Origin of the sequence: Benzoatithermus flavus (assembly GCF_037908215.1) — a bacterium.
In the GTDB taxonomy this organism is placed as follows: domain Bacteria; phylum Pseudomonadota; class Alphaproteobacteria; order Geminicoccales; family Geminicoccaceae; genus Benzoatithermus; species Benzoatithermus flavus.
The window spans coordinates 136,896-149,026 of record NZ_JBBLZC010000007.1; the positions used below are offsets into that span (position 1 = coordinate 136,896).

Genomic DNA, 12,131 nt, shown 5'->3' on the forward strand with positions numbered 1-12,131 from the left:
GGTGTCGATCATCTTTCCTTCACATAAGGAATGCCGATCGCCTTCGGTGCCACCGCCTTGCCGACGAAGCCGGCGAGGAGAAAGATCGTGAGCAGATAGGGCAGGGCCTGGATGAGCTGCACCGGCACCACGCCGATGCCCGGCAGTGCTGCGCCCTGGAGGCGCGCCTGGGCCGCATCGGTGAAGGCGAACAGCAGGCAGGCGAGGAGCGTCGGCACCGGCCGCCACTTGCCGAAGATGAGGGCGGCGAGCGCCAGATAGCCCCGGCCCGCGGTCATGTCGCGGATGAAGCCCGCGTTCTGGGCGATCGAGAGATAGGCCCCGGCGACACCGCACAAGGCCCCGGTCACCATCAGCGCCCGGTAACGCATCCCCTCGACCGAGATGCCGGCCGTATCCACCGCGGCCGGGTTCTCGCCGACGGCGCGCAGGCGCAGGCCGAAGCGGGTGCGGTAGACCACCCAGGCCACGAGCGGCACGGCAAGGGCGGTGGCATAGACCAGGACGTTGTGGCCGCTCACGATCTCGGCGTAGATCGTGCCGATCACGGGCACGCTGCGTGCGGCCTCCGCGAACGGCAGCTCGATCGGCGTGAAGCGGGCGCCGTCGGCGACCGAGATGCGGCCGGCCTGGTGGAACCAGGCATCGGCGAGCGTCGGCCCCAGGCCCGCCGCGATCACGTTGAGCGCCATGCCCGAAACCACCTGATCGCCCTTGTGGGTGATCGAGGCGAAGCCGTGGACCACGGCGAGGCACCAGCCGAAGGCGATGCCGGCCAGAAGTCCCGCCCAGGCCGAGCCCGTGGTCTGCGCCACCGCGGCCGCGGCAAAGGCCGCTCCCAGCATCTTGCCCTCGAGGGCGATGTCGGTGACCCCGCTGCGCTCGCAGAACAGGCCGGCAAGCGCCGCCAGCACCAAGGGTGTGGCGAGCCGGATCGTGCTGTCGAGGAGGAGCAGGCTCTGCAGGAAGAAATCGGCCGCGGTCATGCGAGGGCGGGCTCCGGGGCCCGGCGGGCGAACAGCGCTTCGAGCTGCGGGCGGAACATGTTCTCGAGCGCGCCCGCGAACAGGATGACGAGCCCCTGGATCACCACGACGAGGTCGCGGTTGATCGCCGGCATGTCGAAGGAGAGCTCGGAGCCGCCCTGGTAAAGAGCGCCGAACAGGATCGAGGCCAGCACGATGCCGACCGGGTGGTTGCGGCCCATCAGCGCCACGGCGATGCCGACGAAGCCGTAGCCGCCGGTGAAGCCCAGGAGCAGACGGTGCTGTGCGCCCAGGATCTCGTTGGTCGCCATGAGGCCGGCGAGCGCTCCCGAGATCGTCATGGCGAGCATGATCCGCCGTGCCGGCGAGATGCCGCCGTAGACGGCCGCGGCCTCGCTCTGCCCGACGACGCGCAGCTCGTAGCCGAGCCGGCTGCGCCAGACGAACAGCCACACGCCGACACAGCACAGGAGTGCCAGCGGCAGGGCGAGGTTCAAGGGTGCATAGCCGAGATCGATGCCCAAAAGCTCGAGCGCCGGCTTCAGGGACGGCATCCAGGCACTCTCGGGGAAGACGACGGTCTCGGGCGAGCTCTGGCCCGGCTTGATCAGCACGTTGACCAGAAGATAGGTCATGATCGCCGAGGCCACGAAGTTCAGCATGATCGTGGTGATGACGACGTGGCTGCCGCGCCTCGCCTGCAGCCAGCCCGGCACGAATCCCCAGACGGCGCCGAAGGCGGCCGCGGCCAGGACAGCCAGCGGCACGGCGAGGATGCCGGGCAGCCAGCCCAGATGGATCGCGACCAGGGTGAGGCCGAGCCCACCGACATAGGCCTGCCCCTCGCCGCCGATGTTGAACAGCCCCGTGTGGAAGGCCACGGCTACGGCGAGGCCGGTGAAGATGAAGTTGGTGGCGTAGTAGAGCGTATAGCCCGCGGCCTCGCCATAGCCGAAGGCGCCGTAGAGCATGAGCCGCACCGCCTCGAGCGGGTTCTCGCCCAGGAGTACCACCACGAGCCCCGAGACGGCGAAGGCGAGCAGGAGGTTGAGCAAGGGCAGGAGCCCGTACTCGGCCCAGGCCGGCAGCTTGCGCGCGATGGCCATTAGGCAGCCCACCCCCATTGCGAGCCGCTTTCCTTAACGGAATAGGTTGTACGCTGTACGTACAAGGCGTGATCAGGAGCTTCGCCGGCAAGCGGACGGCCCTGCTGTTCCAGGGTGGGCCGGTTCGCCACGTGCATCCCGACCTCGCTCGTCAAGCGCGGAAGAAGCTGCTGCTCTTGCATCGTGCGCGGAGCCTCGCCGACCTCGCCGCCCGCCGCGGCAACCATCTCGAGAAGTTGAGCGGGGACCGGGACGGCCAGTGGTCGATCCGGATCAGCGATTAGAGGCGGATCTGCTTCCGCTGGGAGGCCGGCAATGCACATGAGGTCTGGTTCGGCGACTATCACGGCTGAGGAGAGCCAGCGATGGTGATCACGATCGACGACCTGCGGGCCGGGCGCGTCGACTTCTCGGAAGTCGTCGACTCGGAAGGAGTGCCGGTCGGTCCCATCCACCCGGCGAGATCCTGCGGGACTGGATGGCCGAAGAAGGGCTCAGTGCCAATGCGCTCGCCAAGGCGTTGAGGGTGCCGCACAACCGGATCACGGCGATCCTGGCGGGCAAGCGCGCCATCACGGTGGAGACGGCGCTGCGCCTCGCGCGCTATTTCGGCACGAGCGCCGAGCTTTGGATCAACTTGCAGGCCGGCTACGATCTCGAGGTCGCCGAGCGCGAGCTCGGCAGTCGCATCGACGAGGAGGTGGCGCCGCGGCCCGGTCTGCGCGCCGCGGCCTGAGCGACTGAGCACGGAGGCGCTCATCACGCCGCCTCCTGCGTGATCCCGGCCATCAGGCAGCCGATGCGGCGCTCGTCGGCCTCGGCGGGGCCGAGCTCGCCCGTGATCGTGCCGTCGAACATGACGAGGATGCGGTCGGCGAGCGAGAGGATCTCGTCGAGCTCGACCGAGACCAGGAGCACGGCCTTGCCGGCATCGCGCAATCCGACGAGGCGCTTGTGGATGAACTCGATGGCGCCGATGTCGACCCCGCGCGTCGGCTGGCCCACGAGCAGAAGATCGGGGTCGTGCTCCATCTCGCGCGCGAGCACCAGCTTCTGCTGGTTGCCGCCCGAGAAGGACTGCGCCGGCAGCAGCGGGGCCACCGGCCGCACGTCGTAGCCCCGCATCCAGCGCCGGCACAGCTCCACGATCCGGCCGAGCCGCAGGAAGCCGCGCTCGTCGGTATAGTCGGAGGCCGTCTGATAGCCCAGGATCGCGTTCTCGAAGGCCGGAAAGCGCCTGACCAGCCCCATCCGCAGCCGGTCCTCGGGCACGTGCCCGAGCCGCCGCGCACGCGCCTGGGCCGGGTCCGAGACCGGGACACCGCGTAAGAGCACCTCGCCACGCGAAGGCTGCCTGATGCCGGCCAGAGCTTCCATGAGCTCCGACTGGCCGTTGCCGGCGACCCCGGCGATGCCGACGATCTCGCCGGCCCGGACGTCGAAGCTGACACCCTTGACCCGCTTGACGCCCTGCTCGTCCACGACCTCGAGGTTTCTCACCTCGAGCACGGGCTCGCGCGGGCGGGCCGGAGCTTTCTCGACCCGGAGCAGGACCTTCCGGCCCACCATGAGCTCGGCCAGCTCCTCGCGCGAGGTCTCGGCCGTGCGGCGGTGCGCCACCATCTCGCCGCCGCGCATGACGCTCACGTTGTCGGTCACCGCCATGATCTCGCGCAGCTTGTGCGTGATCAGGAGGATCGTCCGGCCCTGGCTCCTGAGGTTGCGCAAGATCCGGAACAGGTGATCCGCTTCTTGCGGCGTCAGCACGCCCGTGGGCTCGTCCAGGATCAGGATATGGGCGCCGCGGAACAGCGCCTTCAGGATCTCGACCCGCTGCTGCACGCCCACCGGCAGATCGGCCACCTTCGCATCGAGATCGACCTCGAGGCCGTAGTCGCGCTCGAGCGCCTCCACCTCGGTCCTGGCCTTGGCGATGCCGGCTCCCAGCATGAAGCCGCCCTCGGCCCCGAGCAGCAGGTTCTCGAGCACGGTGAACGGCTCGACCAGCATGAAATGCTGGTGGACCATGCCGATCCCGGCCCGGATCGCATCCTGCGGTCCCTTGATCGTGCGCTCCCGGCCGTCGACCAGGATCTTCCCGCTATCGGCATGGTAGTAGCCGTAGAGGATGTTCATCAGGGTCGACTTGCCCGCACCGTTCTCGCCGACGATGCCGTGGATGGTGCCCGCCGGCACCACGAGATCGACCGCCTTGTTGGCATGGACGGCACCGAAGCGCTTGTCGATGCCGCGCAGCTCCACGGCCGGCGGCACGGCACCCTGGAGCGGGGTGACGGTTGCGGCCTCCTTCATCCTCGCCGCTCCCGGGCCGGTGCTACTGCTGCGTGGACTGGTAGTCCTTCACCTGCAGCCTGCCCTCGATGATCGCCTGCCTCGCTTCCTCGAGCTTCGCCTGGATATCGGGGGTCAGGATGTCGCGGTTGTACTCGTCGACGGCATAGCCGACGCCCTCCTCCTTGAGGCCGAGGCTGAGCGCACCCGGCTTCCAGGTGCCTTCCTTCGCATCCTTGAAGGCGTTGTAGACCGCGACGTCCACCCGCTTGACCATCGAGGTCAGGACGCTACCCGGATGGAGATAGTTCTGGTTGCTGTCGACGCCGATCGAGTACTTCTTCTTGTCGGCCGCGGCTTCGAGCGCACCCAAACCCGCCTGGCCGGCAGCGGCGTAGATCACGTCCGCCCCCTGGTCGATCTGCGAGATCGCGAGCTCCTTCGCCCGCGACACGTCGGTCCAGGCCGCAGGCGTGGTGCCGGTATAGTTCTGGATCACCTGGCCGTTCGGGTTGACGTGCTTTACACCCTGCTCGTAGCCGAACGCGAAGTTCCGGATCAGCGGGATGTCCATCCCGCCTACGAATCCGACCTTGCCGGTCCGGCTCTTGAGCGCTGCCGCCATGCCGACGAGGAAGCTGCCCTCGTGCTCCTTGAACACGACGGACTGGATGTTGGGCTTGTTCTCCATCGTGTAGTCGATGATGACGAACTTCTTGTCGGGGAACTCGGCCGCTACCTTCTCGAGCGGGGTCGCGAAGGCGAAGCCCACCGCCACCACGATGTCGGAGCGCTGCGCCATGCGCCGCAGCGCCTGGTCGCGCTGGCCCTCGTTCGTCACCTCGAACTCGGCATAAGGGATGCCGGTCTCGGCCTTGAACTTCTCGGCCCCGCGATAGGCGGCCTCGTTGAACGACTTGTCGAACTTGCCGCCCATGTCGAAGATGACGGCCGGCTTGAACTCGGCCGATTCGGCCGTAGCCGCCGCCGTCCCGGCGCCGATGACGCCCAGGATCGCCAGTGCCTTGAGGATCGCACGCATCGTTGCCCCGCCTCTCCCGTGTGCCTCGGCACGAACGGTAAGGGGCGGCTGCGGAATTGCAAGGGAAAGCCGGTGCGCTACCGGAGCGCTCCGGCCAGCGCCTCGGCGATGTGGAGCGTCTTGCGATCGCTACCCTGCTCGATCTGCTCGCGGCAACTGAAGCCGTCGGCGAGGACGAGCGTGGCACCGTCGGCTTGTCGTACTGCGGGCAGCAGCACGCGCTCGGCGAGCATCCTGGAAGCCTCGTACTTCTCGGCCTCGAAGCCGAACGAGCCCGCCATCCCGCAGCAGCCGGACGGCAGGACGCGGTAGTCGAGCCCGAGCCGCTCCAGAAGACGCCGCTCGGCGCCGACATCGAGCACCGCATGATGGTGGCAGTGGACCTGCACCAGCGCCGTCTTGCCGTCGAGCCTCGGCAGCTTCGCGTCGCCGGCCTCGCGCTCCAGGAGCTCGCTGAAGAACAGGCTCTGCCGGCCGAGCTTCTGCGCGAGGCGGTCGTGCGGGAACAGGCCCGGCAGCTCGTCGCGGAACGAGGCGAGGCAGGCGGGCTCGAGCCCGACCAGCGGCACCCCGGCCTCGATCTCCGTGCGCAGAGACTCGAGCGTCCGGCGCCAGAGCTGCTTCGCCGTGTCCAGCATTCCCCAGTCGTAGAGCGGCCGGCCGCAGCACAGGGGCTGCTCGGGGATCGTGACCTCGAAGCCCGCGACCTCGAGCACCCTGGTCGCCGCGATCGCGGTCTCGGGGCGGAAATGGTTGTTGAACGTGTCGGGCCACAAGATCACGCGCCGGCCCCGCTTGCGCCGCTCCGGCCGGTGCTCCTCGAACCAGCCCCGGAAGGTCTGGCTGGCATAGCGCGGCAGGCGCCTCTCTTGCGCGATCCCGCCCGCCCATTTCACCACGGCCGAGAGGCCGGGCGTCTGGGTGAAGGCGTTGGCGAGCCAGGGCACGGCGCCTGCCACCCGCGACCAGCGGTGGATCAGCCCCATGGAGTAGGCCGCGCGCGGCCGCAGCCTGCCGGCATAATGGTGCGCGCGGAACTCGGCCTTGTAGGTCGCCATGTCGACGTTGACCGGGCAGTCGCTTTTGCAGCCCTTGCAGCCGAGGCACCAGTCGAGCGCATCCTCGATCGCATCGCTCTTCCAGCCTTCCCGTAAAGGATCGCCCCGCATCATCTCGAACAGGAGATGTCCCCGGCCGCGGGTGGAGTAGCGCTCCTCGCGCGTCGCCATGTAGCTCGGGCACATGACGCCGTGCTCGGTCGTGTGCCGGCGGCACTCGCCCACGCCGACGCAGCGCATCGCCGCGTGCGCGAAGCTGCCGTGATCGTCCTTGTAGGCGAAGTAGGTCTCGAGCTTCGGCGGCTGGTACTCGGGTCCGAGCCTGAGGTTCGAGGTGATGGGATAGGGATCCACCACCTTGCCCGGATTCATCTTGCCCTCCGGATCCCAGATGGCCTTGAATTCCCGGAAGGCTGCGATCAGTTCCGGTCCGTACATCTTCTCGAGGAGAGCCGCCTTCGACTGTCCGTCACCGTGCTCGCCCGAGATCGACCCGCCGTAGCGCACGACGAGATCGGCCCCTTCGTCCAGGAACTGCCGCCACTTCCTGATCCCGTCCTCGGTGCGCAGGCCGAAATTGATCCGGCAGTGGATGCAGCCGTCGCCGAAATGGCCGTAGAGGACCGAGTCGTAGCCGTATTTGTGGAACAGCGCCTCGAGGTCGCGTAGATAGTCCCCGACTTTGTCCGGCGGGACGGCGGTATCCTCCCAGCCCTCCCAGGCCTCGGGGTGCTTCGGCACGAAGGCGGTGGCACCCAGTCCCGAGCGGCGCACGAGCCAGATCCGCTCCTGCTGCGCCTTGTCCCTGAGGAGTTTCATCGACGGCGCATCGGGGAGCCCCTTCAGCTCCGCCATGAGCTCTTGCGCCTTCTCGGCTGCCTCGTCCTCGCTCTCGCCGCCGAACTCGGCCAGAAGCCAGCCCTTGCCCTCGGGGAGATCCTTGATGTCCTCCTCGTGCAGATGCTTGATGTGCATGAAGTCGAGCAGCATCTGGTCCATGCCCTCGAGCCCCAGGGGCTCATGGGAGAGGACCTGCGGGACGTGATCGCCCGCCTCGTAGACCGAGGGATAGCCCAGGACCAGGAGCATGCGCACGGGTGGGCTCGGCACGAGGTCGAGCTCGGCTTCCAGGATGGCGACACAGGTGCCCTCGCTGCCGACGAGTGCTCGCGCCACGTGGCAGCCGTTCTCGGGCAGAAGGTCGTCGAGGTTGTAGCCCGAGACGCGCCGCGGGATCTTGGGATAGCGTTCGCGGACGAGGTTGGCGTAGCGCTGCCGCAGCTCGTCCAGGCGGCGGTAGATCTCGCCCCGCCTGCCGCCCGCGGCGACGATCGCGCGCAGCTCCTCCTCGCTCGTAGGACCCACCCGCATCCGCAGCCCGTCATAGGTCAGGATCTCGAGCGAGCGTACATTGTCGGCGGTCCGCCCGGCATAGACGGAGTGGACGCCGCACGAGTTGTTGCCGAGCATCCCGCCCAGCGTGTTGTGATCGTGGGTCGAGGGGTCGGGACCGAAGGTGAGATGGTGCTTCTCGGCGGCGTTCCTGAGATCGTCCAGCACGCAGCCCGGCTCGACCCGCGCCCGCCGCCCCTTCGGGTCGAGCTCGAGGACGCGGTTCAGGTATTTCGACCAGTCCACCACCACGGCGACGTTGCAGCACTGCCCGCACAGGCTGGTGCCGCCGCCGCGCGAGAGGAACGGCACCTGGTGCTCGCGGCAGATCCGCATGGTCTTGACCACGTCGTCGATCGTCTTCGGGATCACCACCCCGATCGGCACCTGGCGGTAGTTCGAGGAATCGGTGGCGTAGAGCGCCCGGCTGCCGGCATCGAACCGCACCTCGCCCTGGATCGCGGCACGAAGCGCCGCCACGAGCCCCGGATGGCCCTTCACCGCATCGGCATCGGCCTCGGCGGCGATGCGGCCCGTGGACGAGCGGCGGAGCACGCGTATCCAGCGCTGCCGCCCGCCGTTCACGATCTCGCTGGACCAGCCGCTCGGAATGCCACGCGCCATGGATGTTCTCCCCCTTGCTCAGGCGGCGAAGCGCTCCGCGTCCGCTCGCTTGAAGGCGAGCCCGTTGCCGGGACGGCCGAGATCGGGGCGGATCAGGCCGCCCTTCGGCTCGGGCGCGCCGTCGAACAGCATGGCCTCGATCCGGGCGTGGTCGTGGAACCACTCGATGTGGCGCAAGCGTGGTGCTGTGCAGCAGACCGCGAGATGGAATGCCGGTGCGGTATGCGCCGAGAGCGGCAGACCATGCGCATCCGCCAGGGCCGCCGCCTTGAGGAAGCCCGTGATCCCGCCGCAGCGCGTCGCATCCGCCTGCAGCACGTCGACCGCACCCGCCTCCAGCATCCGCCGGAAATAGAACGGATCGTAGCCATATTCCCCGGCCGCGATCTCGAGCCCGGCCGGCCCCTGGTCGCGTAAGAGCCGCAGGCCTTCGAGATCGTCGCTCGAAACCGGCTCCTCGAACCAGGTGACACCCATCCCGGCGAACCGTTCGGCGAACCAGAGCGCCTGCTTCCTGGTGAGCGCACCGTTCGCGTCTACCATGAGCTCCGCACCGGTGCCCGCGATCGCCGCGAGCGCCACCTGCGCCCGGTCGAGATCGCGCGAAGGTTCGCTGCCGATCTTCATCTTCACCCAGCGGCAGCCGAGATCCCTCGCCCAGCCGCCGAGCTGTTCCTCGAGCCGCTCGTCGGAATAGGTCGTGAACCCGCCGCTGCCGTAGATCGGCACCGCGTCCCTGGCCTTGCCCAGGAGCGAGGCGAGCGGCACGTCCAGAAGCCGCGCCTTCAGGTCCCAGAGTGCCCCGTCCACGGCCGAGATCGCGGTGGCGGCGAGCCCGCGCCAGCCGATGTTGCGCACGACCCTCACCATCGCCTCCCAGTGCCGCGGCACGGCGAAGGCATCGCCGCCGCTGACGATCGGCACGAGCACGCGCTCGATCAGGCCGGCGGCCGTGGCGTGGGTGTAGCTGTAGCCTAGCCCGGTCCGTCCGCCGGCCACGGCCTCGACCAGAACGAGCGTGGTCTCGCTCCAGGCGATGGTGCCGTCCGCTTCGGGCGCGTCGGTCGGGACGGTGTAGGCGCGTGCCCCGACGCGCTCGATCGCTGCCGCGTCAGCCGCCATGACACGTCCGCCCTCACACCAGCTCGCGCACCTTGTCGGCCGCCACGGTGAGCGCGATCTTGCCGCGGTTGGGCGTGCCGCGGGCGAGCGCCTCCGCGAAGTGCGCCGCCTGCTTTACGTCGATCCGCGGCGGCATCGGCGGCTCGTGCGGGTCGACCACGGCCTCGATCACGCCCGGCCCCGGTGTCATGAGCGCCTCACGCAGGATCTCGCCGCACCGGGCCGGGTCCTCGATCCGCCAGCCGTTCACCCCCATGCCGCGCGCCACGGTCACGAAGTCGATCGGCTGCAGCTCGCAGACATATTCCGGGTTGCCCAGGAACACCATCTGTTCCCACTTGATCTGGCCCAGCACGTTGTTCTTGATGACGATCACCTTCACGTCGAGCCCGTACTTGGCGCAGGTCGCGAGCTCGCCGATCAGCATGGTGAGGCCGCCGTCGCCCACGAACGCCACCACCTGCCGCTGCGGATAGGCCGTGGCCGCCGCGATGGCATAAGGCAGGCCGCAGGCCATGGTGGCTAGGTTGCCCGAACACGAGAACTGCATCGAGCCGCGCATCGTGACGTGCCGCGCCACCCAGGTCGTGATGGTGCCGGAATCGGTGGCGAGGATGGCATCGTCGCGCAAAAGCTTGTTCAGCTCGTGTGCCACCACCTGCGGCTTCATCGGCACGTCGGTGCGCGTGCCGCGCTCCTCCATCAGCGCCCGCCACTCCTTCATCCCGGCCTGCGCCGTCTCGAGGAAGGAGCGGTCGGTGTGGTGCTCGAGCCGCGGCAGCAGCATCTGCAACGAGCGCGCCGCATCGCCCACGAGCGCCGCCTCGACCGGATAGCGCAAGCCCACCCGCTTGGGATCGAGCTCGATCTGGATACCGCGCGCCTGGCCGGGCTTGGGGTAGTATTCGATATAAGGGAAGCTGCTGCCGACGATGAGAAGGGCGTCGCAGTTCTCCATCGCGTCCTGCGAGGGCCGGGTGCCGAGAAGGCCGATGCCGCCCGTGGCATAAGGGCTGTCGTCGGGGATCGCACCCTTGCCGAGGAGAGGGGTCACCACCGGCGCTCCGAGGCGCTCCGCCACCGCCAGAAGCTCGCTCCTGGCCCCCAGAGCTCCGCGTCCGGCGAGGATGCAGGGCTTCCTGCTCGCGTTCAGGATCGCCGCCGCGCGTGCCACCTGGTCCTCGCCCGGTACATGGGCGCCCAGCGCGAACAGATCGGCGACATGGCCCGGCAGGTTGCGCTTGGCGCGCAGATCCTTGCCCACGGGCTCGGACTGGATGTCGACCGGGATCGTGACGTGCGCCACGCCGCGACAGGCGAGCGCCGTGCGGCAGGCGAGCTCGACCACGTTCTCGACGTGTGCCGCCCCCATGATCCGGGTGTTGTAGACCGCGACGTCCATGAACAGCTTGTCGAGCTCGACGTCCTGCTGGGTGAAGGTGCTCAAGAGGTCGTGAAACTGGAGTCCGGTGATCGCGAGCACCGGTGCGCCGTCGAGCTTCGCGTCATAGAGCCCGTTCAGGAGATGGATGCCGCCCGGCCCCGAGGTGGCGAGGCAGACGCCGAGCCGGCCGGTCCATTTCGCGTAGCCGGTGGCCATGAAGGCGGCAGCCTCCTCGTGGCGCACCTGGACGAAGCGGATCCGGTCCTGGCGCGTGCGCAAGGATTCGATGACGCCGTTGATGCCGTCGCCGGGAATGCCGAAGATCGTGTCCACCCCCCAGTCGATCAGCGTCTCGACCAGGATGTCGCCGGCGGTCGTGGCCATGGTCGCTTCTCCTCGCCAAAAAACGGGCTCCTGAAGGTCGCGGCAGGAAGCTTTGCGGAAGTCGCGGTGGAGCTTGGAGCGCTATTGTCCGGTTAACCCAGGCGGCGTTCGGCCCGTTCCTGGGGCGGAGGTTAAATCGACGTCAGCTTCGGGGAACGCGGCCGGCAGTTGAGCGATAGGAGATGACGATGAAGTGCAGGCTGCTCGACACGAGCCCGTCCGGCCTCAGAACCCTCGTCGCGGTGTTCGATACCGGCGACGAGGTCATGGCGGGCCTGAAGGAGCTCGCCACGAAAGAGAAGCTGACCGCAGCGCAGCTTTCCGCCATCGGTGCGTTCGTGAAGGCCGAGCTCGCCTATTTCGACTGGGACAAGAAGCAGTACCAGCCGATCCGGGTCGACGAGCAGGTCGAGGTCGCCTCGATGCTGGGCGACATCGGCGTCGACGACGGCGGCGCGCCGGCGCTGCACGTCCATCTCGTCCTCGGCCGCCGCGACGGCAGCGCGGTTGCCGGTCACCTCGTCGAGGCCACGGTGCGCCCGACTCTCGAGGTCGTGATCACCGAGACCCCGGCCCACCTCCACCGCCGGCAGGACCCCGCGACCGGCCTCGCCCTGATCCGGTTCTAGGTCGTGCCGCTGGAGGGGTGCCGGCCGAGCGCCCGGCGTGGCTCGCGCGCGGGCTCGGGCGCAACTCCCGTCTTCAGCACCTGTTACAGGCGATCCACCCTGGGAGATCAGC

Annotated in this window: 10 protein-coding genes; 3 read left to right on the plus strand and 7 right to left on the minus strand. The window is 68.6% G+C overall.

The window, feature by feature from the left end; genetic code table 11:
• Window positions 1-8 precede the first annotated feature (8 nt).
• Window positions 9-986: an ABC transporter permease gene (locus tag U1T56_RS09220; protein WP_418159165.1), complete on the minus strand. Its 978-nt coding sequence runs from the start codon at window positions 984-986 to the stop codon at window positions 9-11.
• A complete protein-coding gene (locus U1T56_RS09225; protein ID WP_418159166.1) occupies window positions 983-2,092 on the minus strand; it encodes an ABC transporter permease in 1,110 nt (369 codons plus the stop codon). Before U1T56_RS09225 ends, U1T56_RS09220 begins: the two co-directional genes overlap by 4 nt.
• A gap of 68 nt (window positions 2,093-2,160) precedes the next feature.
• Here U1T56_RS09225 and U1T56_RS09230 point away from each other — a divergent pair, with 68 nt between their 5' ends.
• Both U1T56_RS09230 and U1T56_RS09235 read left to right on the plus strand, forming a co-directional pair.
• Window positions 2,161-2,376, plus strand: coding sequence for a type II toxin-antitoxin system RelE/ParE family toxin (locus tag U1T56_RS09230; protein WP_418159167.1), 216 nt, complete (start codon window positions 2,161-2,163; stop codon window positions 2,374-2,376).
• A 194-nt stretch (window positions 2,377-2,570) separates the two neighbouring features.
• Window positions 2,571-2,828, plus strand: a complete 258-nt coding sequence (locus tag U1T56_RS09235) for a HigA family addiction module antitoxin (protein WP_418159168.1) — start codon at window positions 2,571-2,573, stop codon at window positions 2,826-2,828.
• A 23-nt stretch (window positions 2,829-2,851) separates the two neighbouring features.
• Here U1T56_RS09235 and U1T56_RS09240 read toward each other — a convergent pair whose 3' ends face one another.
• The 5 genes from U1T56_RS09240 to U1T56_RS09260 all read right to left on the minus strand — a co-directional run bounded on the left by U1T56_RS09240 (window position 2,852) and on the right by U1T56_RS09260 (window position 11,390).
• The gene (locus U1T56_RS09240; RefSeq protein ID WP_418159169.1) at window positions 2,852-4,405 is read right to left on the minus strand and encodes an ABC transporter ATP-binding protein; all 1,554 of its coding nucleotides are present in this window, start codon (window positions 4,403-4,405) and stop codon (window positions 2,852-2,854) included.
• Between the two features lie 22 nt (window positions 4,406-4,427).
• Window positions 4,428-5,426, minus strand: coding sequence for a BMP family lipoprotein (locus U1T56_RS09245; protein ID WP_418159170.1), 999 nt, complete (start codon window positions 5,424-5,426; stop codon window positions 4,428-4,430).
• Between the two features lie 77 nt (window positions 5,427-5,503).
• Window positions 5,504-8,500, minus strand: coding sequence for an FAD-binding and (Fe-S)-binding domain-containing protein (locus tag U1T56_RS09250; RefSeq protein WP_418159171.1), 2,997 nt, complete (start codon window positions 8,498-8,500; stop codon window positions 5,504-5,506).
• Between the two features lie 18 nt (window positions 8,501-8,518).
• Window positions 8,519-9,622 carry an enolase C-terminal domain-like protein gene (locus tag U1T56_RS09255; RefSeq protein WP_418159172.1) on the minus strand — a complete coding sequence of 368 codons (1,104 nt, stop codon included), beginning with the start codon at window positions 9,620-9,622 and terminating at the stop codon, window positions 8,519-8,521.
• Between the two features lie 13 nt (window positions 9,623-9,635).
• Entirely contained in the window at window positions 9,636-11,390 is a 1,755-nt protein-coding gene (locus tag U1T56_RS09260) for a thiamine pyrophosphate-dependent enzyme (RefSeq protein WP_418159173.1), read from the minus strand.
• 188 nt (window positions 11,391-11,578) lie between these two features.
• On the opposite strand from U1T56_RS09260, the gene U1T56_RS09265 reads away from it, so the two are divergent.
• Window positions 11,579-12,019, plus strand: a complete 441-nt coding sequence (locus tag U1T56_RS09265; RefSeq protein WP_418159174.1) for a PPC domain-containing DNA-binding protein — start codon at window positions 11,579-11,581, stop codon at window positions 12,017-12,019.
• Window positions 12,020-12,131: the final 112 nt, after the last annotated feature.